A 21,802-nucleotide genomic window follows, 5' to 3' on the forward strand; every position below is an offset into this window, starting at 1 on the left:
CACCGATACATAGTAGGTTGTTATCGAAAGATGCACCGCCGTAAACGCCAGCCGCAGCTAGGTCTAGGTTAGCAGAAGCGTCTACGATGACAGGTGGGTTACCAGCGCCAGCGCCTACACCTTTCTTACCCGATTGTAGGATTGCTTTCACTAGACCAGGACCACCAGTACCTACTAGCATGTTAACTAGTGGCGACTTAGCGATTTCGTTTAGCGTTTCTAGCGTTGGCTCTTTTACCATAGTCACTAGGTTTTCAGGGCCGCCTGCTTCAACGATAGTTTTGTTGATTAGATCAATCATTACCGCAGAAACCACTTTAGAAGATGGGTGAACGTTGAACGTTACCGCGTTACCAGACGCTAGCATAGAGATAGCGTTGTTAACGATAGTTTCCGTTGGGTTAGTGACAGGAGTCACCGCACCGATAACACCGTAAGGTGCACGCTCTTCTAGAGAGATACCATTGTCGCCAGACCATACTTTCGTTTCTAGAACTTCAGTACCTGGAGTTTTAGCAGCAGTTAGTTGGTGCTTAGCGATCTTGTCTTCAACACGACCTAGCTTTGTTTCTTCACGAACCATTTTTGCGAAGTCTTCTGCTTTAGCTAACACTGCACCACGGATAGCAGTAAGGATAGCTTCGCGGCCTTCTTTGGTAGACGTCGCATAAAACTCAACTTGCGCTTTATGAGTTGCTTCAATCGCAGCGTCCACTGTCGCGAATACACCTTTAGCTTTGTTGATATCAAAAGACATAATGATTACCTCGTAGAGAATGAATGGTCTGTATGACTACAGGACTCTTGTTGTGTTTGCACTTTAATAACGGTGAGTTATGTATGCTTTATCACTGAACGACGTGATTTTGCTTGCCGCTATCGAATGACTATAAATTAGCCACCCAGCTTCAACTTGTAACGTCACTGAGAGTCAATAAAATTGAACACAACATCAAAAAACTGACGATTCATACAGGTTGTGTTACTTGACTTGTTGTAAACACAATTCATTTACTCACAAAATGTTAACCAAACTCACAAAACTACGTATAAAGCGAGGTAAACTGATTTATCAGGCTACTTAAATGATACTGGAGTGTATCTGTAACCCCTAAGTAACTTACTTAGAACGGCAATCTGATGTTAACGTGTCATTCATAGCAAAAATACTTGACCACCAATGCATTAGTCACCAGTGTAAGTTTTTTTGACTCTGGGTGACGTGTTGTTTTTTCAACCACCGACTACACTTGGTATCAACAAATCAAATCATGACTTTTCAACGATTTCGTGAGGAACGAATATGAAATATCAAGCGCGTTTAGAAGACTCAGTAAAGCAACTAAGTTCTGTACTAGAAGAGCAAAAGCAACTTCTTGCTGAACACAAAGCAAACCAAAACTACGCTGAGCGTCTACAAAACATCCTAACGCCAACTGACGAGCTAGCAACGAAAGGCGACGATCTTTACATCGGCGGCTGTAAAGCTTCTGATCTGGTTGAGCAGTACGGTAGCCCGCTATTCGTTCTTAGCGAAGACACGCTACGTGGCAACCTGCGTCGCGTTAAAGCAGCATTCGGTTCAAACTGGCCAAAGCCTGTGAACGTTATGTTCGCGATCAAATCAAACACTAACTTCGCCGTTCGCGCTATTTGTAACGAAGAAGGCGTGGGTGGTGACTGTTTCGGTCCAGGTGAAGTTGAAGCCACTCACATCGGCGGCGCTGATCCAAAAACTATCGCACTTAACGGTACCGTTAAGCCTGAGCTTGCTATCCGCAAAGCGATTGAGTACGGCTACGCAATCCACCTAGACTCTTTCGAAGAAATCGAAATCGTTGAGCGTATCGCTCGCGAAGTGAAGCCAAAAGAAAAGGTACGTATCGCGGTACGTCTAAAAGTTATCCCAGAGGAGTTCTTCGATGACTTTACGCCAGACGCATACCCATTCCCAGACTTCAAAGGCGCGATGAAGTGGATCAAATTCGGTCTACTAAAAGAAGAAGCGAAGAAAATCGTTAACCGCGTGAAAGAAATCGACGTATTCGAATTCTACGGTTTCCACACTCACCTAGGCCGTTTCTCTAAAGATCCAGCAGGTTGGGATGCGCTTTACCGTGAATACGCTCGCAACGTCATCGAGATCTCTCGTGAATGCGGCGTGCAACCATTCCAAATCGACCTGGGCGGCGGTTGGCCACGTGAGCGTGAGCCAGAAGGTCGTAGCGTTGAAAACCTAATGAACCCGAACACCATCGAAGACTACGCAAAAATCGTGTGTGCGGGTATGCTAGAAGAGTTCAACAAAGAAGGCTTCGAGATCCCTCAACTATGGCTAGAGCCTGGTCGTTACATCGCAGGTAACATCGGTACACTACTGACTTCTGTGTACGTAGTGAAAGAAGACCAAGAGATGGACTACAGCTACACAATGGTTGACGCGTCAACTTACCTAGCGGTACTGGTTGAGTCTCAAGAGTCTAAGAACCCTGTGCTACCAGCAACTAAGATGACACAGCCTCTTCAGCAGAAGACCACTGAGATCGCGGGTCCAATCTGTATCCCATCAATCTGGGAAAGCGGTGCACGCATGCCTGAGCTAGTGCCTAACGATATCCTAGCTATTATGGATGTGGGTCACTACGCAGAATCTCAAGCGAGCCAGTTCAACTCTCTACCACGTCCTGCAACTGTACTAGTTAAAGACGGTGAAGCTGAGCTAATCAAACGTGCTGAAACTGTAGAAGACGTGTTCGCAACTCAAATTCTTCCTGAGCGTCTACAGCAAAAGAAGAAAAAGCCAGCAGCGAAGAAGCCAGCATCTAAGCGTGCTGTAGCAAGAACGCCTAGCTACGCTAAGAACACGAAGAAAGCGGCATCGACAAAAGCATAATCAAACTCTGATTTAGCTAGTCAAAAGCTCCCAATTGGGAGCTTTTGTTATTTTAGGGAACCAAAACTTGTCGAAAAGTTAAATTTATCCTGGGCGCTACAGGTCGCTTGGTTTTGGGAATGGTGTGTTGCCAGTGGTGCTGAGTTTCTCCAGCCATGATCAGTAGCGATCCGGATGTTAGATTGAATTCCAATTTCTCACCAGTCAACTTGTGTTTGAGCATAAATCGCCGCTCTCCACCAAAGCTAAGTGAGGCAATCACAGGGTTGATACCAAGCTCGGGCTCATCGTCACTATGCCAGCCATTTGAATCCTGGCCGTCACGATACAAATTGGCAAGTACCGTATTAAACCTATGCTGCGCGTGTTGTTCACACAGCGCCCTTAGCTCAGCGAGTTTGGGATACCAAGTCTGAGCCTCTAACTCCAAATTAGAGTAGCGATAACTGGCCTCCCCATACCAAGCTTGAAGTCTTGGGATCGGGTGTACTTTTCCAAACAAGCGAATGCTATCTTGTCGCCAATTTAGCGCGCTTTGTAATTCGTTAAACACCGCCTCAGCAGAGTCATGATCAAACAGTGTTTCAATGTAAAGCAGGCGACCATTTTGAATCTCCTGCCATTCATATTGATGCTTTTGCACGCTCTGCCTCACTATGTAGCTCTTAAAATTCGAGTGTTTCACCATCCTCTGGAATCGATACTTTGTCAACTAAGCCATGAGCGCTCAACGTTCGTTTCAGTGTTGCTCTATCCACAGGACAGTGATTCAACGCTTCCATATGGTTAGCGATAACTTTGCCTGGTGAACGCTTAATAAATGCCATCACCTCGTCTGTTGGCATAAGGAGTGGCTGACCGACGTCCATCTGTGCCTGACCCGCTGCAACCACCGTTATATCTGGCTTAAGCTCAGTGAGCGCCTTGTTGACATCATTGGTTAGCACCGTATCGCCACTAATGTAGATGCTTGGCTCGTTAGGCAACTCAATATAGAAACCACAGCCGTTGGCCATCACTTTATGAATCCAACCATGGCCATGCTGCGCAGGTACTGCAGTAATATGTCTACCCAAAAATGGGGTTGGTTGCCACGGTTCTAAACCATTTTCAACCGTCATCCCATACTTTTCCAAATATGCCTTGTCTTTGCTCGGTGTGGTCACTGGAATCTGGTTTTCAATCAAAAAAGCTTCACCAGCAGGATCGAGGTGATCGCCATGTTGAAGGGGCTTGAAGCCAAAGGTTTGACTGTGCGTCACGAGTGCATGAGTCACTTTAGCAAGTAGCGCATCAGCATTCGCGGGTAGATTTACCGTTGGATTTTTTTCCGCTTTGAATCGAAACACAGAAAATGGAGGCATAGAGCCTTTGCTACCCAGCATAGGGTCAATAAGAATAAAGTGTTCGCCCGATTCAATAACAAATGTCGCGCTTCTTAGATGGTGAATTTTCATAGTAACCTCCGATTCTCAAGATGAGTCCATTATGCAGCTGTTACGAACTGTGCAATACTGTCCCTAGTGCCACTTATCGCTCAAATCAGGCCAATTAATTCGTCGTTACGGTTTACCTCTATTTACGGTTTAGTTCTATGCAGCCTTATAAAGTTGCGCTAGTTGCGCTCAATGATATTAGTGCTTTTCATCTCTCTGTCCCGTGTCTTGTTTTTCAAGATGTGTTTCTAGGCCAGAAAGCAGCTTTTGAGCTGACCCTTTGCAGTGAGGAAAATCAACACGTAAGCCTAAGCAGTGGCTTTCAGGTATCGGTCAGCGCCGGGCTGGATACATTGGACAGCGCGAACATCATAGTCATCCCTAGCTGGCCAAATCATTTACCTGAGCCAAGTGATATTCTTATTGCAAAGTTAATCACCGCGCATCAAAGAGGCGCTATGGTCGTCGGGTTATGTCTTGGTGCGTATGCCCTTGCCAAGGCAGGACTTCTTGATGGTAGGAGAGCGACTACACATTGGGGCTATCAGCAAGCATTTACAGAGCGATTCCCCGACGTTATTGTCGATTGCGACCCACTATTTATCGAGCAAGACAACATCATCACCTCTGCTGGTACCGCTGCATCTCTGGACTGCTGTCTTCACATCGTGCGTTCGCTTTGTGGTAGCGAAGTCGCTACTCAAATCGCTCGGATGATGGTGACTGCCCCCTTCCGAAGCGGTGGTCAGCAGCAGTACATTCCTAACCCTATTGCCAAGCAGCCTGACAAAGCCACCAGCTTTGGACATGTCATCAGTGACGCAGAGAGAAACCTAACCCAAAGTTATGATCTTGATAGTATTGCAAAGCGCTGTGCAATGAGTCGTCGTACTTTTACCCGTCAGTTTAAAGCCGCTTATGGTTGCACTTTTGGAGAGTGGCTGCTTAATCGGAGATTGGCACTTAGCCAACAGCTATTAGAGTCAACAGATTACAGCATCGCTACCGTTGCTGAATTATCGGTTTTTGGCTCTGAGAGTGTGTTTCGTAAGCACTTTTCACGCAGTTTTGATGCCTCACCATCTCAATGGCGAGTCACATTTAAGGGAGAGTAATCTAGGATGCGAGTCCGTTAACGAAGCACAAATATATTCCCCTCGGCAACGAGGCAATCGATATTGCACCTTGAATGAAGTTGTGCGCTTGAACTCAATATTGACAAGCAAGTCAATATTTTGACTCTTGAACTCTTGTTTTTGATTGCACTTTGAAGGTCGAAACTCTAGAATTTTGTGAGCACGGTTCAAAAATAAAACGCGTGTGACTCAAAGCGATTCATATAAAATATCCGAGATAAAGCTTTGAGTGTAGGAAAGAAAACGTCAGGAATGATCAGGCAGTGACGCAACAACTAAAATCCAATCCCCCATCACGCACGACGCAAACACTCAATAGCACCGATGCTCTCGCTATGATCGAGCATGGTGGCGACGTGACATTGACGGTCAATACACCCGTCGGCACTTCCTTTCGCTGTGCGACCCAGTTTATTGGTGCTCATTCTGAGCATCGTATTTTGCTGGAAACGCCTAAGATCGATGAGAGTGATCTCAAGTACTTCTTTCAGGAGGGGTTTTGGCTAACAGTAAGAGCGATTTCTCAGCGTGGCGAAGGAGGCATTGTTCAATTCCGGGCGCAGCTTCTGAATATTGTTGAAGAGCCGCTGCCAATCCTAATTCTGTCCATTCCGCAGTCGATGCAAGTGACTAACCTTAGGAAAGAACCAAGGTATGAAGTGAACCTAGAGGCGATGTTGAGCACAGGGCACAATCAAACGCGCTGTGAGCTAAGAGATATGTCGAAAAGCGGCTGTCGATTTATTCTGCCAGCACTTGGCAAGAGCTTAGTGGTAGGCCAAGAAGTGGCATTAAATGTCGCTGCAGGCACGCAAAAAGGGCGTTACTTCCCACCGCTGTCTGGACTTATCTGCAACCAACAAAAATCCAGTCATTACACTGCTTACGGTATCAAATTTGATGAAAAAGGTGAGGCGAATGCCAAAGAGCTGCTATCTCATCTTAAGTTTGATGGCACAAAGCTCAAGCTTCGTGCTTAATCGATAACACCCTAACAGGTAATGACAGAAACGTTTAAAAGCCAAGCATTCGCTTGGCTTTTCGTTACTTACGTAGTGCGTTGAGTCTCGCTTGGGCGATACCAAATATGGTGTCGATGGGGTAACTCCCTTCCAGCGAAGCGGTGCCCGCCTCTTTGCCGGTAAACAGTTCGATCGCTTCGGTCACATGATCGATTGCCCAAATATGGAACTCACCTTTATCGACAGCCTTAACGATGTCCGCACGTAGCATCAAGTTATGAGCGTTAGAGCGCGGAATGATGACCCCTTGCTCTGAGTTACGTCCCTTGATAGTACAAACATCAAAGAAGCCCTCGATCTTCTCGTTGACACCACCAATAGGCTGCGACTCACCAAACTGGTTCATTGAACCGGTAATGGCAATATCTTGTCGGTTTGGTTGACCAGAGAACGCAGAAACCACCGCGCAGAACTCCGCCATACTGGCGCTATCACCGTCGACGCCACCATAGGATTGCTCAAAGGTAATCGTGGTAGTAAGAGGCACTTTGGCTGTCTTCCCAAACACAGACGAAAGATAAGCCGTGAGTATCATCACCCCTTTGGAGTGAATGCTACCGCCGAGATCGACACTGCGCTCAATATCAATCACATCGCCATCACCGTAAGAGGTTGTCGCAGTAATTCGGTTTGGTGCGCCAAACATATGATCGCTGGTCGTTAACACCGAAAGTGCATTCACTTGCCCAATCGCCGAGCCTTCAGTGTGGATTAACGTCGTGCCGTTCACGAAACCTTCCATCACACTGTCTTGCAATCGATTGACTCGCATTTGTTGATATTCCAATGCTTGATCGACATGCCCCATGCGGATCAAATTAGACTTCGCATTCCGCGCCACGTAGTTCGACTCTCGTAGCAAATTGGCAATGTGCGCAGAGTGAAGCGACAGTTTGTTTTGATCGCCCGATAGACGCGAGCTGTGCTCAATGATGCGAGCAATGGCTTTGCGATCACAATGCAGCATGTTGTTATCATGAACGATACTGGAAATAAAACGCGCATAATGCAGCTCAGACTCCGCAGTTCGCGGCATTTCATCTTCAAAATCAGCCGTCACTTTAAACAACTCACTAAACTCAGAATCGTAGTGTTGCAGAAGTTGATAGGTGCGGTAATCACCAAACAAAATGATTTTCACATCCAATGGTATAGGCTGTGGGTCGAGTGAAACCGTCCCGGTTAACGTCACCTCTTTTTCAAGAGAGGTAAAGCTTAGCTGACGTGCGCGCAGCGCTCGTTTTAGTCCATCCCAAACATAAGGCTGCTCTAACACCTTAATCGCATCCATCAGTAGCACGCCACCGTTAGCTCGATGCAAGCTACCAGAACGGATTAAGGAAAAGTCGGTGAAGACTGTGCCTTTGTAGGTCGCGGTTTCAATGTACCCAAATAGAGAGTGATAGTTTGGGTTTTCCTCGACAATGATTGGAAAATCACTGCAAGACTGCTTCACTATCAGGTTTACTTTGTAGCGGCGTGGGAACTTTTTGTCGAGTGAGGCGGTTGCGATTTCTCCCTGCTCATTGCCCTCTTCAAGGAAGATATCGACGTTCTCACAAATATCTTTCTGAAGTGCATTCAGGTACTTTTTGATCTCTGTGTAACCGTTGTACTCTTTTTTCAACTTTTTAATCAGGTGACTGATCACCCCAAGCGTGACTTCTTCATTGAGTTTCTGGATGTTTTCTGTAAAGGTTTCTTCCCAGTCGGTCAACTCTCGAGCCATACCACGCAGACTCACTTCAAGCTCATCAATGGTGGTGCCAAAGCGTTCTTGCTCTTCGACTGGCAGCTCCGAAAAACTCTCATCGGTATGTAAGTCTTCACCATTTAGGGCGACAAACTGGTAATCCCCCTGCGGCGTGATAGTAAGACTGATGCCCTTCTCTTTGGCCTCTTCGCTGAGCTTTTGCAGCTCAACTTGCTGCTTGCGAGACAAGTCGTTCTTGAGTTTATCTGCTCGTCCAAAGTAGAGCTCGTTGTCGAACGCCATAGGAATCGCTTTCACCAACTTCGAAATCAGCTTTTCAACGTCTTTCTTCAGCTTCTCTCCCATACCACATGGCAGCTTTAATACCTGAGGCGTGCGGGTGTCGGCAAAATTGGCCACATAACACCAATCGTAGAGTGCTTCTGTATCATGGGGATGGCGACTTAAGTAACGCAAAATCATGGTGCGTTTACCGAGGCCATTTTGGCCTATCGCGTAGATGTTGTATCCCTTTTCCTTAATAGACATTGCGAACTCAACCGCCTTTTGAGCACGCTCTTGTCCAACAATCTCATCAATCGGATCCAGTTCTTTGGTCGACTTGCATGGCAGTTTTTTCAGTTCTGCGGCATGGTATAGCTTGCTTGCTTCTAGTCTTTGAATCGCCATCACCAGCTCCTACTTTTTTCCCTTATTGATTTCAGTTTAGCTGAATTGGCTTTACATTTTAGTGACTTACTAGGTAAATACGTTCAACTGATGGCTTTTTGCACAATCTCGCATTTCTCGTCACACGCCCCAGCATGTTTGCTTTCATCTCATTTACTAAGAGAATCAGTTTGGTTATGGTTAGTGGTAGACGTTTCAATTTCAAACCAATGTACTGAATGAGATTGGCTTTGACGCGAGGAGTGATATGGAAAAGATCGTTGCCGCCAGCAGAGTGCTACTTGCCATTGCTATTTTGGCTCTGGCTTGGTCTATCTATACTTTCACCCTCGAAGCCAAACAGGTCAGAGTCGAGCTGCCCACTCTACTGACGCAAATCGACCAAACGGCGCAGCGCATTACACCAGTGGTGGAAGAAGTACAAAAAATCCAAGCTATCATCCCTAGCATTCTTGAGCAGAGTGAGAAATACCAGCAAGCTATTCCAGAAGTGCTAACAAGAGTTGACGATATTAACCGTCAAATCCCAGCTATTCTCAATGAAGTCCAATCCGTCACAGCAGCGATTCCTCCGATTCTTGAGCAATCTAATCAATGGCACAGTTCTTTACCTAGCCTTCTAGAACAAATTGAACAAACCAATAAGACGATTAGAGAAACCAACCAGCAAATTGCTAGCACCAACAAACAAGTCCCTGCCATTCTGGCCGAGAGTGAAGCACTGCGCATCGCGATGCCAGAAGTGATTCGCCAAGCAGAATCTTTAGTACAACAGGCTGAGCAAGCAGGACGTGAAGCCAGTAAAGGGGCGGTCACTGGAGTGATTGGCGGCATATTGTCATCGCCGTTTCAGCTTGTAGACTCGCTCACATCACAAACCTTCGGGGTCGAAGATAAAAGCTTCTCCGACAAAGACCAGCAACTACACAAGCAAGCGGTAGAACGCCTCCTCCGCAACCCAAACGCTGGACAAACCATCCCATGGGAAAATTCGAGTAGTGGTAATTCAGGTACCGTAAGTATCCAATCAACGACTCAAAATGGCAGCTCTACCTGCTATAGCATTTTAAGCCGACTCACCATCGCTAAGGGAACTGACAAAGGCACTCACAGCATCGTTACAGAGCGTTGCGTGGTGAGCCAATAACACTATGAAAATACACTATATTGAAGATAGCTCTGTATCCGAAGAGCTGAACCAAGGGCTTATCACCATACTTAGTCGCTGCTTTACTAAGCCCAGTGATAGTCGTTTTAAAACCCAACGCTTTTACAACGAAATGCCTCAGCATCGTTGGTACATTACCGGCGATCATGCTCATCACGTTATTGCTCATCTCGCTGTTCACGAGAAGACCATCACTGCTGCGGGAAAAACAATACCAATTGCGGGTGTTGCCGAGGTTTGTGTCCACCCTGACTATCGCAATCAAGGCTTAGCGAAAGCCTTGATTGAGGAAGCCCACCTATGGATGGAGCAACAGCCGTTTCATTTCTCAGTATTGTTCGGTCGTGACGAAGTCTACACCTCAAGTGGTTACCAACGAGTCACTAACCTTTCGCTGCTTCCCGATGAGCCTTTGGCTCAGCCTACTCCAGTTTCAGTGATGGTCAAAGCACTGAATCAGCACAGCTGGCCAAAGCGAACCGTACTACTTCCTGGTCTTACTTTTTGATGCTTTCAAGCTGGCGGCGTAAACATAATTTGTTACTTGCCGTCAGTGATCGATAGCGAACCCTCACCGTAACAGACGTCTGCGAATACAAACAAACAAAGGATCGCAGATATGAAGACATTACTAACACGTTCGTTTGCAGCAATGGCAGCGCTACTTCTATCATTTTCAGCTCTCGCTGATCATCATGGAATGAAAAAAGACATTGTTGACGTTGCCGCTGAAAACGGCTCTTTCACAACATTAGTGGCAGCAGTACAAGCCGCTGGACTGGTTGATACGTTAAAAGGTGACGGCCCATTTACTGTGTTTGCGCCGACCGACGACGCTTTCGCAAAACTGCCTGAAGGCACGGTTGAATCTTTGCTTCAACCAGAGAACAAAGACAAGCTGGTCGCGCTTTTGACCTACCATGTGGTGCCAGGAAAAGTGATGGCGGCGGATGTGATGGGACTTGATAAAGCAACGACAGTGCAAGGCTCAGACATCATGATTACCAAGAGTGACGGCAAAGTCATGGTCGACAACGCGACCGTCGTGGCGACTGACGTCAAAGCGAAAAACGGCGTAATTCATGTCATCGATACGGTCATAATGCCAAAATAAACACCAAGCAAGTTGACCAATTGCAGCATAGTAAGACCGGAGCCTCATGCTTCGGTCTTTACTATCTAAGGACTTTGTGGATTAACGAGAAGGTAAATCGTCCAGCATAGCGCCAATTAAATTTTTAAGCTCTTCACGCTCTTCCGGATCACTGATTCGATTTTCAGTCGGCCCCTGAGCTAAGGCTCGCCACCTTGGAAATGTGCCTACTGAATCAAACACTGCGATGTACAAACTGCCCTTCTCACTTTTTTGACCGGTCTCGTCAAACTGCACCCCAGTCTTAATTTGGGTGCTAGCAAATATTTGCTCATCATCCATTGCCGTTTCAGTTGCAATACCAAAATCAAGGTGCATCGTCGCAGCATGACCATCTTGAACCGCAATATACCCCTTAGATTTCAGCACGTCATCGATTTGCGCTTTTATGACCGAAAGGTACTGCTCAGCGTCAAAGTCTTCAGAGACTCTCGCCACAGGCACATTAGCGCGCCACGAATAGGTCACCGACCCCGCTTGTGGTAAAAAGCCAAAGTCTCCGGTTTTAGCGACACCATAAGAAAAGTTCAGAGGGGCAGCTGGTTTGGTGGTCGTCGTACACCCCACCAAAGCCAAACTAGTAAGAACCAAGGTCATCACTGCATATTTCATAGACTGTTGCTCTATAGGCAGATGTTTCATAAACAAGTGTCCTGTGCGATTAAAGTCAGTTGCATAGAGACAATAATGCACGAAAAAACAACAAGTTCAAATTTAACTCATCGCTTGATGCCTAGCGATAGACAGCCCGATAGGCGATCCCTTCCAATCGGCGGCGTAAGTTCTGCGCTTGGCTGATTGATGATCGTAGTTGGTGAGTACCGTTTCGACGGAAAAGTCGTCACCATACAAGGTATTGTTCAACTTGTCGTCTAATGTCATGTTGAAGGTGTCAATGCTACCGCCAAAGTAAAGTCCTTTGTTTTGCGATACCATCATAGCGCTAATGCCATTGGTACCGCCGACAACTTTACCGCTGACACCATTTCCAATCGTCACGTCGGCTGTGCCGCCTATTTTGGTTGAACCAGACTGCAACTGCTCAACGACATCATCAGAAAGAATCACGCCCACACCGTTAATTTTCTGTGCGCCCGCTAATAAGCCAAACATCGCACTGCGGAATGTCACAAATACAGGCTCACTCCATTGGTGTGCATCTCTGGTAAGCAAAATACCCTTACCCCACTGCGCACCCAATAGAAAACCCGCCTGGCCTCCTGATGGAAAAATCACGATGGCTTTGGCAACACCAGTGACATTTTTGACAGACTCCCAATGCGATACTGAGTCGAACTCATCAATGTTTTGTGCCGCTTTGTCTAAGATAGCGCTCGCTTGCTCAATCATTTCTCGATCGTCAGAATAAGCGTGACTACTAACAAGCAATAGGGACGCGAAACATGACCAAATCCAGTGCCTTGATTTTAGAAACATAATCAACCCATCCAAAAAACTAGCCTGTTAGCATAACAAAAAAGGTGGTACCAAAGGCACCACCTATTCGGAGATCAGATAATTAGTATTGCGTTTTACGTTACTTGCGGCCAACACCCATCAGCACTTTTTGTGGGCCTTTTGCTGATTCAATTTCAAAAGCAATAGAGACATCGACTTTTTCGAATCCAGCATTGAGGAGTACTTCTTTCGCACGCTTCTCCGTCATACCAAATCCTGCATCGTCACTTTCAACCGCCCAGTCCCAATGAACAAACATGCCGAACTCATCCAGCAAGGTGTAGATCACATTAACGGTATCTTGAAGATTATCAACAAACCCACAAACAGAAGACGCAACGACAAGATCGAACTGATTACGAAACGCAGGGTGTTGAGCAACGAGACCACGCGTTAACAAGTCCACGACTGGCTCTACGTTATCTAAGCCTTTTTTGTCTAGCTCTTCAATCATGCTTCAGAGCCATCCAGCGCGACAATATCTTTGGTCGTTGGTGACATTAATTGGCTCAAAAGGCCAGTGCCACAACCAAAATCTAACACTGATTTACCTTTCAACGAGGTTATTTCTGAAAGCGCGTCATAGCATGACTGAGCAAAGACCGCCGTCGCCTCGTTATTTTCCCATGTCGCGGCGTACTCATCCCACTCGTTAGACATAGTTTACTCCATTGTTTTGCTAGTGCTGAACATAATACAAGCACTTCATTTTAATCCTTGATGACTAGGCATAGATTAAACCAGAACGCCAAGCAATTCCTAGTGTTATCTTCGTATTCTTTGGCACACGTGCTATGATTTTTGTTCCCTTGATTTACTGGCGTTTTGCGATCAATGTCTATCAATCTTTCTCAAATAGAAGCCTTCTGTGCCGTGGTTAGCGCAGGCTCCGTGTCCGAGGCGGCGCGAGTGCTAGACTGCAACCGAACCAAACTTAGCATGGCGATTAAAGCACTAGAGAAAGACCTCGACACCGACCTTTTTGTCCGTACAGGTAATAATGTGACGTTGTCAGAAACAGGGAAGGCGATTTATAAAGACTGCGAGAACCTGCTTGTCACCTCGGCTCGCATTCGACAAACCTGCGCTCAGGTATCTGGCGACTTTGCCACCGAACTGCGCATTGCTCATGATGACAGCCTGCCAGACCAAGTTTGGCAAGATCTCACATTGGAGCTTAACCAGCGTTACCCTGCTCTATCACTCAACATTGTACTGGCCTCATCTGGTGATTTGGCGACATCGTTGAAAAGAAACAGGTCGATTTCGCCTTTGGTGTAGATTTTGAACGAGAGGATGATCCAAGGCTCACCTACCAACCTCTTGGAAAAATTCGCATGATGTCGGTGTGCCGAGCCGACCACAAGTTGTCGAAACTGCCTCGTGTCTCCGATGAAGTGTTGCGCGATGAAATGCAAGTATCACTCGCGTACCTCAACCTGCGTGACAATCCCGAGTTACTGCCTTTTTCCTTGAAGTACATTGGTTTTTCAAGCTTTGAATTCATGCTAAAAACCATCCTTTCCGAAGGTGCGTGGGGCGTTCTGCCTGAGCCACTTATCCGTCAGCTCCTACGTGAGCAAACCCTGTCTGTCATCAAACATACTTATGGTCTAACCCAAGAAGATTTCTGTATGCTGACCTCATCAGGCATGTCTGAGCATCCCGCGATGACTTGGCTTGCCGACCAAGTCAGTGATTACTTGTTTACCTTCTAGTTACTCACAAATAAATGTTAGTGCCATCAGTGGGTGTCATTAATCCTGACAGCAAAAACCCAAATTAACCTACTGATTTTAAATAATATTACTAACCTTTGATCTGTCCCTCCTCACTCAAAATTAAGTTAATGTTTGAATGTTAATCACCCCGGCGAAATAATGGCCTTAGTTCAAACAAAAGGTAAATACCATGTCTTCGCTAACGCAACACAACGAATCATCAGTCTTGAGAGTATCAGCCATTATTGCTACTGGCTTTGCTGTCGCAGGCCTAGTGGTTGGCGTGTTGATGGGCTCGCTGGTCATCGCCTTTGACGGTGTTTATTCTCTAGTCAGCTTGCTGTTAACTTTATTGTCACTGGCTGCTGCGCAGCAACTAAAAAACCCAAACAGTCAGGCCTCAAAATACGGTCGTCAAACTGTGGAGTCACTGGTCATCGCTATTAAAGCTGCGGTCATCTTAGTGATTGTATTGGCATCGCTGTACTCTGCAGTCAGCTCGATGTTTACCGGTGGTCGCCCAGTCGACACCACAGTCGCTACGTTATTCGGACTGTTTAATGTGATGGGTTGTGCCTATGCTTGGTGGTACATGGCTCGTAAAAACAAACAGATGAACGCTAATCTGATTGAAGCAGAAACCAAACAATGGCAAATGGACACGCTACTTAGCGTAGCGGTTATGGCAGGCTTTATCTCAGCATGGGCAATGGAATTCACTCCATGGGCACACCTAAGTGTTTACGCGGATCCTATGATGATGATACTGATGTCGGTATATTTTATCAAAGTGCCTACGCAAATGCTGATAGAGGCTTGTAAATCACTGTCACGCGCCAACAATGTCACTTTGGCAAGCAATTCATAAGCGCGTTTTCAATCAGTCACATTTGGATGAGAGAGATGTTGATAATTGGCAATCTCTCTCTTCAACCCTTTAAAGGTTTCTATCGCCCCTTCTATCGTTAGCTGGTTGGCTAACCAATCCGGCAGAGCGCCGCCAACATCAGCAAAAGCCGTGTACACTACAAACACCTGGTCGCCCTCCAGTTTTGTCAGCTCCCAATGGGAACGTACATTATCAATGCGAATATAGTCTGGTTGCGGCGCGAGGTAATCTGAAGCATCGCTGATTTCAAGAACAAAGCGCTTCCCAGTCTGGTAGTAACGTGAATAAGTCACCATGTCTCGATTTTTGGCAGGCCAAGGGGCAGCGAAGGTGGTATAGACAATATTTTCATTAGGTGAGAGTTGCGCTAGGACTTGGGTTTGGTCGACATTGTGTAACCAGTTGGGCACGTTATTGGTGTCTTCAAATAGCCGAAGAAAAGCAGAAAACGTAGTAGCCACATCCGCGTGAACGCGGATCTCTATCAAGCCACTTTGATGCTCTCGTTTATACAGGGTCACCGCATCTTGGTTATAACTCACTAACCAAGGCTTACCGCTCGGAGCGGCGTGAACAATCGGACTGTGTATTAGCCCAATAATCACCAGCACCACCCAGTAAACACCTCTTATAAACCCAGCAACGCCTCGCATTACGTTTTGTCCTTTTCATCAGCCGTATACCTACTACGATAGTAGAGCGAAAAGCGATTGCTGTGACTATTTGTTGGATTGACTGATCTTAAGCGCTAGCCGCTTTGGTATCGCTCTTACGCTCGCTCGTTGCCCAAGCACACAGCAACGAACCCAGCGTAACCAAAGCCACCCCTTTCCAGAACGACTGCGTCAACGCAACGGACAAATAGAGCGAAGAAAACACCGTTGAAAATACCGGCGTAAAATAGGAGAACGTTGCAATGAGCACCATGTTGCCACCGATAATTGCTTGATTCCACAACGCATACCCAGCGCCCATGATCATACCCGCGAGCAGTAGCGTCGAAACTGAAGAGAACGTAAACACCATCTGACGTTCGTCACTCAATGCGTACTGTATCCACAGCGTGATCGAGGTCATCGCAAAAAACAGCACAATGGCATTTTTCCCGCCGCTCATCTTGGGGGTAATGTTGCAATACAGCGCCCAAATAAATGCCGCAGCCAATGCCATGGAATAGGTCAGTGGGTTCGTCGCCACATTATGTTTAACACCTTCGATAGAAAAAGACGCATCCCCCGAAATACAACAGACGACCCCAACAAAGGCCAGCACCACACTAGGGTAAACAAGCAGGTTTACTCGACGAGCGCTCATCGCCACTGCGAGCAATACGGTTAGCGCCGGCCACAAGTAGTTGATCACCGCCATTTCCATCGCTTGCTGACGATCATTTGCCATCCCAAGTGCAAGGGCAAGACAGATCTCATAACTGACAAACAGTCCACCACCAAGCAACACATAGCTAAGTCGATACTCGCCAATCTTTGGCCTGCCCATCACCAACATCAGGCGAGTGTACTGACGCTATACATTAACGCCGCGCCGCCAATCGGGCCAAATAACTCAGCAATATCCCGTGTTAGCGCAATCACACAGCTCCAAAGCAAAATAGCCATAATCCCAAACAAGGTATATTTATTGGTGCCTAAACCTGCCATCCGTACTCCTAATATCCGGCAACTAAAAACGAGTAAGAATCGTTATAAGTAATTGTTATGCAACCTAGTCGATTTCAATTAGGCTATACTTATTTGCTATGAAATTTATCAGTAAAAACGCCAGCGACCCGGTGCAAATTCTACGATGAGCCGCTACACTCTCGCTGCATTTTTAGAACTTAATCGAATATCAGCACTTTAACTATGCCCAACATTTTGTCTATCAAAAATTTCTTCGCTCTATTGCTCATTGTTACTTTAAGTGGGTGTGTCTCCTCTAGCATTGATCCTAGCCGATACGAAAAGCAGCCTTCCTACACCATCATTAACGATGAGCCGACTAAGCTTGACCTGTATTTTGCAAGAGAAGTGGCGTCTCATTCTCTGATTGATGAAACCGGATTCCATCCATTAGATAAAGGTCACGATGCACTGCTCGCTCGACTGGCAATTATTGAATCCGCTCAATCCAGCATCGACGTACAGTACTATATTTTTCGAGACGACGAGGCGGGTAACCTAATTGCGTGGCGTCTATTCGAAGCCGCTGAGCGTGGCGTGCGTGTGCGCCTTTTGCTCGACGACATGCAAAAATACGACGACAACGATCTGCTGCGCTTTAGTAGCCATCCCAATATCGAAGTACGTATGTTCAACCCGCATCATCTTCGCTCAGCGCGCGGCATTGCAATGCTCAGTGATTTTGAACGGCTAAACCACAGAATGCACAATAAGTCGCTGACTGTAGACGGTGTCGTATCCATCATTGGCGGACGAAACGTGGGTAATGAATACTACTCCATTGAATCTACCGTTGAGTTTTCCGATCTAGATTTAATGATGGTAGGTAAAGCCGTGCGTCAAGTAAACCGCCAGTTCGATCTCTACTGGAACAGTGATTACAGTGTACCCATAGAGTGGATTGCACCTAACGAAGATCTTCGCTACACCGACGCTGATGTCGATGCTTGGGTCACCGAGTTGGGTCTCGAAGCAAAGTTCTCTGGTGGTCAATATGATTTCGCTAAACTCCCGCTCTACAACGATTTGGTCAATGGTACGGTCGAGCTCTATTGGGGCATTGGTGATCTGCTTTACGATCTCCCCAATAAACCTGACAGCAAACAGAGTACACTTATCGACAGCTTAAATGCGGTACTTGAAGAGTCTGAAGCATCGCTAATATTCATCTCCCCTTACTTTGTACCAACGGAGCAAGGCACCAAAGAGCTCATCGCAGCGGTGGATCAGGGTCTAGAAGTGGTCATCATTACCAACTCGTTGGCCTCTAATGATGTGTTTGCCGTTCACGGTTGGTACGCGAAATACCGTGAAGATCTGGTTAAAGGCGGCGTAAGCCTTTGGGAAGTGAAGTCCAATGCTGAAATCAAAAAGAACTGGAGCTTAACGGGCAGCAGTCGCTCAAGTCTTCACACCAAGGCGATGGTGATTGATAGACATAAAGTGTTTGTGGGTTCAATGAACCTCGACCCTCGTTCAGCCCATCTGAATACCGAAATGGGTGTTGTTATCGAGCAGCCTGAATATGCAGAGCTGGTCTATACAAGCATTTTAAAAGACATTCCTAAATCCGCTTACGAGTTAAAAATGGATGATGGCGACCTAGTATGGTTTGACCACACAACAGGGGAAACCTTGACGTCTGAGCCAGACGCCAGCATTTGGCGCCGCATAGGTGCTTGGTTCAGCGGTATTTTGCCGATTGAAGAGCAGTTGTAGCCTTCAAAGCGCTCTGAGGTAGTAACGCTTCAGAGCGCCCACATTTCGTTCTCCATAATCCAGCAGCTCGAACCCAGTAACTCACACATTGTCGCCCAATGCAGCGACCCGCTGGTCAAATACTCTAAATACCTCATCTAGAGCAGCCGTCGCATCATCAAAATAGTCCACTGCAGCAACGCTCGGAACAAGCACGAGGACTTTATTCTCGATAGTTCCTAGAAGCTTCTTAACGATTGGGAAATCAGAATGATGTTGGGCGGTGACAAAGCGTTCGATCGACTGATGCAGATACTTCAATCGAATTCTCTCAACACTGCTGCACGCCGCTTTTGCTGCCACACCCGTGCCCAAAGCTCTAGCCTGGCCGACACATTCCGCAATCCTCAATAAATCATTCCAGAGCAATGCGATGGACTCTCCCTTTTCTTGTGGCAGCTCCGTCAAACGGTAATGCTGAGCACACTCCTCCACTGATTCAAGCAGTGAGGCAAGCAGTTGATTGTGATTGGCAAGATTTTGCTCCGCCGGCCACTGCTTAAACTGAGCACGAACCCTTGGCCAGTTTTCTTCAACATTTCGCCAACTGCTCGTATTGCGGACACCCTCATCAAGGAGAGTCAGTGTCTGCAGGTGATCATTGATCTCGCTTTGTAGTGCAGGAAGGCGAGATTGCAATTTGTCGTCTCCACAAAGTACGCCATTGGTGATTCCCCTATGCTGCTGAATCGCCGCTAGAAGCTGTCTGAGTGTCGTTAAGTGCTGCAATCCAAATTGCTTTGCTTGTTGGCTCTTACTCAGCGCAAGTCTCCTTTTCCAGACAAAAACAATCATGCTCAAACAGGTAAACAGCATTGCAGCCGTTGCTTGAAGGTTGACCATTACAAACTCCATCATCATTCACTCCCTATGCAGTCAGTTTTTCAAGATGCTCAGCCACTTGAGCGTTGTCAGCGGCGGTTTCGGCATTGTGTTTTGCCGTCAGCGCGACCTGCTCCATATTGCTCGATATTTCCTGAATTGCGATCGCCTGTTGTTCAGACGCGGCTGATACGCCAGCAACTTGATCGGTAATCGATGCCATGGATACGCCCATCTCTTCCAACGTGTTTTGCGCCAATAGGGTCTGCTCAGTGCAGCGCGTGTTACCTTCGCGAACTTGCTCTATCATCGCTGTGACATCACTCATACTCGCGGTCACTTGCTCGACATGAGAAGTAATGGCATTCGCAGACTCATGACTTCGTTTAGCGAGACGGCCAACTTCTTCGGCCACCACACTGAACCCGCGACCATGTTCACCAGCTCGCGCCGCTTCAATCGCAGCGTTAAGTGCCAGCAGATTGGTTTGCTCGGCAATCTCTCGAATAAACTGGGACATCTCCGAAACCGTGGACAAGTTACTTTCAAGCGTGACTATGCTTTTCGCCGTAGAGCCCACTTGCGATTCCACTTGCTCAACACTGCTTTGAACACTCACAAGCGCTTGGTTGCCTTGCCCACAAAGAGCATTGCCTTGCTCAATGGCCTGCAAGGTCTGCTCAATGCGATGAGAGACATCTTCAATACTCTGTGAAATCTCCGTTGCCGCTGATGCAGAAGAGAGCGTCGACTCCGCCTGCATATCACTGTCCTTGGCCGCATCGGCGGCATTGCTTGCCAGCTCTTGTGCGCAGAACGCCATTTCTGAACGCACCGCTTCCGCTTTACGCTGTTTTCGTAGCAGCAGTTGATGAACATCATCAATGGCGTGGAAGCTTGAATAAAGTAGGCCAAATGATTGAGGCACAGAAGGCAGCTCGCCAAGCTTCAGTCGCTGATAATAGTCATTGAATACTCCCAACTCTCGATTCAATGAGATCAGCATCAGCCATGAAATTGTCGCGCTGGATAGCAGTACAAGAAATCCTGCAAGCTTAGCGTCGAACGCGAACAACACAATCGAAGACAACAGCGCTAACAAGATTAAAACGTTTATAAGGTTTAATGGCGTTGTGCGTAAGATAAGTATCATCTTTCCCCTCCTTGGCTAAAGACCTACTCTCTTTATGTCTATGATTGAAGTGCAACTTTCATTCCAGACTCAACTTGAAAAGACAAATGATGTTGATACTGAGTGTTACTAAGGGTTGTGTTAGAACAAGCGGATGCACGCTTAATGCGCATTGGTGTTTCAATGAGGGGCATTGCACTCTGAAGGTGCAAAGTACTGATAAAAATGCGAATAAAAGAAAATGGCGACCCTAGGGTCGCCATTTACAAAGAAGAACTCAGCGTCAAAGATTACGCTTTTTGTAGGTCTTTTGCTGGGTAAGTTAGAGACATGCCGTCTACTTCTACACGAACGTAGAAGCCGCCACTGCTCAAACCAGTCACGACCATTTTACCTAGATCGATACCTTTAGTTGCAACTACAACATCATCAATAGCAAACATTTTAAACCCTTAATTGGAAGTAAGATTAACAGCAATCTTTCGGGCGCTATTGAAGCAAAGTTGATTGAGTATCACTAATCTGATTTTTTGTCGTTGGCATCAATTTTTGTTATCAAACAGGCATAAAAAACCACCGCAAAAAGCAGTGGTTTTTAAAATCAAGGCAGTAAGATTACAGCGATACAGAACCAAATGCTTGGTGCCATACTGTGTGACGGTTTTCGCCGCCGTTTTCTTTCTTACGCTCTTCAGCTAGCCAGCAAAGTAGTTCCCAACCAAAGCCAGCTGCGATGATGCCATCTTTGTCTGTTGGATCTGTGTCTGGTGTGTATTCTGCAATATCAGCACCAACAAGACGTACTTTACCTGAAGCCTTCACTTTACGGATGATGTCGTAAACCTGAAGGTGCGTCAGACCGAATGGATCTGGGCTTGAGTTTGAACGGCAGAACGCAGTATCTAGTGCGTCTAGGTCGAATGTGAAGTAAACCGGACCGCCATCGCCACAAAGTTCGATGATCTTGTCAGCTACCGCATCAACGCCTTGCTCGTAAACTTCGTTAGTGGTGAAACCAGTGGTACCAAATGCGATGTGGTTACCTTTCACAAGCGCCGTTTGACGACCACGCATACCAATTTGAACGGTGCGCTCTGGATCCGCTAGACCTTCAGAGTACAGTTTTGGTAGCCAGTGACCTGATGTGTATGG

18 protein-coding genes and 4 pseudogenes are annotated in these 21,802 nt (G+C 46.7%); 9 read left to right on the forward strand and 13 right to left on the reverse strand.

What is annotated here, in order from left to right; all coding sequences use genetic code 11:
- The coding region (locus tag TZ48_RS22365) for an aldehyde dehydrogenase family protein (protein WP_162674692.1) at positions 1 to 757 on the reverse strand (757 nt) is incomplete at its 3' end.
- Positions 758 to 1,303: 546 nt separating this feature from the next.
- Here TZ48_RS22365 and TZ48_RS22370 point away from each other — a divergent pair.
- Positions 1,304 to 2,893, forward strand: coding sequence for a diaminopimelate decarboxylase family protein (locus tag TZ48_RS22370; protein WP_112480843.1), 1,590 nt, complete (start codon positions 1,304 to 1,306; stop codon positions 2,891 to 2,893).
- 52 nt (positions 2,894 to 2,945) lie between these two features.
- Here TZ48_RS22370 and TZ48_RS22375 read toward each other — a convergent pair whose 3' ends face one another.
- Complete coding sequence (locus tag TZ48_RS22375) at positions 2,946 to 3,536, reverse strand: alpha-ketoglutarate-dependent dioxygenase AlkB family protein (RefSeq protein WP_239671036.1); 591 nt, start codon at positions 3,534 to 3,536, stop codon at positions 2,946 to 2,948.
- A 22-nt stretch (positions 3,537 to 3,558) separates the two neighbouring features.
- On the reverse strand, positions 3,559 to 4,350 hold the full coding sequence (locus tag TZ48_RS22380) for an MBL fold metallo-hydrolase (RefSeq protein WP_112480847.1): 792 nt from the start codon (positions 4,348 to 4,350) through the stop codon (positions 3,559 to 3,561).
- 137 nt (positions 4,351 to 4,487) lie between these two features.
- Here TZ48_RS22380 and TZ48_RS22385 point away from each other — a divergent pair, with 137 nt between their 5' ends.
- Both TZ48_RS22385 and TZ48_RS22390 read left to right on the forward strand, forming a co-directional pair.
- Entirely contained in the window at positions 4,488 to 5,444 is a 957-nt protein-coding gene (locus TZ48_RS22385) for a GlxA family transcriptional regulator (RefSeq protein ID WP_112480849.1), read from the forward strand.
- A 356-nt stretch (positions 5,445 to 5,800) separates the two neighbouring features.
- On the forward strand, positions 5,801 to 6,445 hold the full coding sequence (locus tag TZ48_RS22390) for a PilZ domain-containing protein (protein WP_112480873.1): 645 nt from the start codon (positions 5,801 to 5,803) through the stop codon (positions 6,443 to 6,445).
- 64 nt (positions 6,446 to 6,509) lie between these two features.
- On the opposite strand, the gene TZ48_RS22395 is transcribed toward TZ48_RS22390, so the two are convergent.
- Positions 6,510 to 8,870: a Lon protease family protein gene (locus tag TZ48_RS22395; RefSeq protein ID WP_112480851.1), complete on the reverse strand. Its 2,361-nt coding sequence runs from the start codon at positions 8,868 to 8,870 to the stop codon at positions 6,510 to 6,512.
- Between the two features lie 247 nt (positions 8,871 to 9,117).
- Here TZ48_RS22395 and TZ48_RS22400 point away from each other — a divergent pair, with 247 nt between their 5' ends.
- The 3 genes from TZ48_RS22400 (at position 9,118) to TZ48_RS22410 (ending at position 11,152) form a co-directional block, all read left to right on the forward strand.
- Positions 9,118 to 10,017: a coiled-coil domain-containing protein gene (locus tag TZ48_RS22400; RefSeq protein ID WP_112480853.1), complete on the forward strand. Its 900-nt coding sequence runs from the start codon at positions 9,118 to 9,120 to the stop codon at positions 10,015 to 10,017.
- A 4-nt stretch (positions 10,018 to 10,021) separates the two neighbouring features.
- Entirely contained in the window at positions 10,022 to 10,546 is a 525-nt protein-coding gene (locus TZ48_RS22405; protein WP_112480855.1) for a GNAT family N-acetyltransferase, read from the forward strand.
- Positions 10,547 to 10,690: 144 nt separating this feature from the next.
- The gene (locus TZ48_RS22410; RefSeq protein WP_239671040.1) at positions 10,691 to 11,152 is read left to right on the forward strand and encodes a fasciclin domain-containing protein; all 462 of its coding nucleotides are present in this window, start codon (positions 10,691 to 10,693) and stop codon (positions 11,150 to 11,152) included.
- Between the two features lie 81 nt (positions 11,153 to 11,233).
- Here the strand turns inward: TZ48_RS22410 and TZ48_RS22415 are convergent, their stop codons facing one another.
- The 3 genes and pseudogenes from TZ48_RS22415 to TZ48_RS22425 form a co-directional block, all read right to left on the reverse strand.
- Positions 11,234 to 11,833 carry a DUF4136 domain-containing protein gene (locus tag TZ48_RS22415; RefSeq protein ID WP_162674693.1) on the reverse strand — a complete coding sequence of 200 codons (600 nt, stop codon included), beginning with the start codon at positions 11,831 to 11,833 and terminating at the stop codon, positions 11,234 to 11,236.
- Between the two features lie 72 nt (positions 11,834 to 11,905).
- Positions 11,906 to 12,541 carry a lipid-binding SYLF domain-containing protein gene (locus TZ48_RS22420; RefSeq protein WP_162674694.1) on the reverse strand — a complete coding sequence of 212 codons (636 nt, stop codon included), beginning with the start codon at positions 12,539 to 12,541 and terminating at the stop codon, positions 11,906 to 11,908.
- Between the two features lie 187 nt (positions 12,542 to 12,728).
- A pseudogene (locus TZ48_RS22425) lies at positions 12,729 to 13,309 on the reverse strand (class I SAM-dependent DNA methyltransferase).
- Between the two features lie 180 nt (positions 13,310 to 13,489).
- On the opposite strand from TZ48_RS22425, the pseudogene TZ48_RS22430 reads away from it, so the two are divergent.
- Together TZ48_RS22430 and TZ48_RS22435 are read left to right on the forward strand one after the other, a co-directional pair.
- Positions 13,490 to 14,367, forward strand: a pseudogene (locus TZ48_RS22430) (LysR family transcriptional regulator).
- Between the two features lie 193 nt (positions 14,368 to 14,560).
- A pseudogene (locus TZ48_RS22435) lies at positions 14,561 to 15,199 on the forward strand (cation efflux transmembrane domain-containing protein); the annotation flags it as partial.
- A 47-nt stretch (positions 15,200 to 15,246) separates the two neighbouring features.
- Here the strand turns inward: TZ48_RS22435 and TZ48_RS22440 are convergent.
- Both TZ48_RS22440 and yddG read right to left on the reverse strand, forming a co-directional pair.
- On the reverse strand, positions 15,247 to 15,912 hold the full coding sequence (locus TZ48_RS22440) for an START domain-containing protein (RefSeq protein WP_112480866.1): 666 nt from the start codon (positions 15,910 to 15,912) through the stop codon (positions 15,247 to 15,249).
- Between the two features lie 88 nt (positions 15,913 to 16,000).
- A pseudogene (gene yddG / locus TZ48_RS22445) lies at positions 16,001 to 16,917 on the reverse strand (aromatic amino acid DMT transporter YddG).
- A 204-nt stretch (positions 16,918 to 17,121) separates the two neighbouring features.
- On the opposite strand from yddG, the gene TZ48_RS22450 reads away from it, so the two are divergent.
- Positions 17,122 to 18,657 (forward strand): phospholipase D family protein, encoded by a 1,536-nt coding sequence (locus TZ48_RS22450; RefSeq protein ID WP_239671037.1) that lies wholly within the window; start codon positions 17,122 to 17,124, stop codon positions 18,655 to 18,657.
- Between the two features lie 81 nt (positions 18,658 to 18,738).
- Here TZ48_RS22450 and TZ48_RS22455 read toward each other — a convergent pair whose 3' ends face one another.
- The 4 genes from TZ48_RS22455 to TZ48_RS22465 form a co-directional block, all read right to left on the reverse strand.
- Entirely contained in the window at positions 18,739 to 19,539 is an 801-nt protein-coding gene (locus TZ48_RS22455) for a nitrate- and nitrite sensing domain-containing protein (RefSeq protein ID WP_239671038.1), read from the reverse strand.
- A gap of 25 nt (positions 19,540 to 19,564) precedes the next feature.
- Positions 19,565 to 20,671, reverse strand: a complete 1,107-nt coding sequence (locus tag TZ48_RS22460; protein WP_112480871.1) for a methyl-accepting chemotaxis protein — start codon at positions 20,669 to 20,671, stop codon at positions 19,565 to 19,567.
- A 269-nt stretch (positions 20,672 to 20,940) separates the two neighbouring features.
- Positions 20,941 to 21,093, reverse strand: coding sequence for a hypothetical protein (locus TZ48_RS25595; protein ID WP_128650681.1), 153 nt, complete (start codon positions 21,091 to 21,093; stop codon positions 20,941 to 20,943).
- 172 nt (positions 21,094 to 21,265) lie between these two features.
- Positions 21,266 to 21,802: arginase family protein (locus tag TZ48_RS22465; protein ID WP_239671039.1), on the reverse strand; the 537-nt coding region annotated here is incomplete at its 5' end.

It is taken from the genome of Vibrio variabilis (genome assembly GCF_003263785.1).
In the GTDB taxonomy this organism is placed as follows: Bacteria; Pseudomonadota; Gammaproteobacteria; order Enterobacterales; family Vibrionaceae; genus Vibrio; species Vibrio variabilis.

What these genes read in the sequence shown, in the direction of transcription:
- TZ48_RS22370 (WP_112480843.1), top strand. Translation starts at nt 1,304, where the DNA reads ATGAAATATCAAGCGCGTTTAGAAGACTCAGTAAAGCAACTAAGTTCT.
- TZ48_RS22380 (WP_112480847.1), bottom strand. Translation starts at nt 4,350, where the DNA reads ATGAAAATTCACCATCTAAGAAGCGCGACATTTGTTATTGAATCGGGC.
- TZ48_RS22385 (WP_112480849.1), top strand. Translation starts at nt 4,488, where the DNA reads ATGCAGCCTTATAAAGTTGCGCTAGTTGCGCTCAATGATATTAGTGCT.
- TZ48_RS22390 (WP_112480873.1), top strand. Translation starts at nt 5,801, where the DNA reads ATGATCGAGCATGGTGGCGACGTGACATTGACGGTCAATACACCCGTC.
- TZ48_RS22395 (WP_112480851.1), bottom strand. Translation starts at nt 8,870, where the DNA reads ATGGCGATTCAAAGACTAGAAGCAAGCAAGCTATACCATGCCGCAGAA.
- TZ48_RS22400 (WP_112480853.1), top strand. Translation starts at nt 9,118, where the DNA reads ATGGAAAAGATCGTTGCCGCCAGCAGAGTGCTACTTGCCATTGCTATT.
- TZ48_RS22405 (WP_112480855.1), top strand. Translation starts at nt 10,022, where the DNA reads ATGAAAATACACTATATTGAAGATAGCTCTGTATCCGAAGAGCTGAAC.
- TZ48_RS22410 (WP_239671040.1), top strand. Translation starts at nt 10,691, where the DNA reads ATGGCAGCGCTACTTCTATCATTTTCAGCTCTCGCTGATCATCATGGA.
- TZ48_RS22415 (WP_162674693.1), bottom strand. Translation starts at nt 11,833, where the DNA reads ATGAAACATCTGCCTATAGAGCAACAGTCTATGAAATATGCAGTGATG.
- TZ48_RS22420 (WP_162674694.1), bottom strand. Translation starts at nt 12,541, where the DNA reads ATGATTGAGCAAGCGAGCGCTATCTTAGACAAAGCGGCACAAAACATT.
- TZ48_RS22440 (WP_112480866.1), bottom strand. Translation starts at nt 15,912, where the DNA reads ATGCGAGGCGTTGCTGGGTTTATAAGAGGTGTTTACTGGGTGGTGCTG.
- TZ48_RS22450 (WP_239671037.1), top strand. Translation starts at nt 17,122, where the DNA reads ATGCCCAACATTTTGTCTATCAAAAATTTCTTCGCTCTATTGCTCATT.
- TZ48_RS22455 (WP_239671038.1), bottom strand. Translation starts at nt 19,539, where the DNA reads ATGGTCAACCTTCAAGCAACGGCTGCAATGCTGTTTACCTGTTTGAGC.
- TZ48_RS22460 (WP_112480871.1), bottom strand. Translation starts at nt 20,671, where the DNA reads ATGATACTTATCTTACGCACAACGCCATTAAACCTTATAAACGTTTTA.
- TZ48_RS25595 (WP_128650681.1), bottom strand. Translation starts at nt 21,093, where the DNA reads ATGTTTGCTATTGATGATGTTGTAGTTGCAACTAAAGGTATCGATCTA.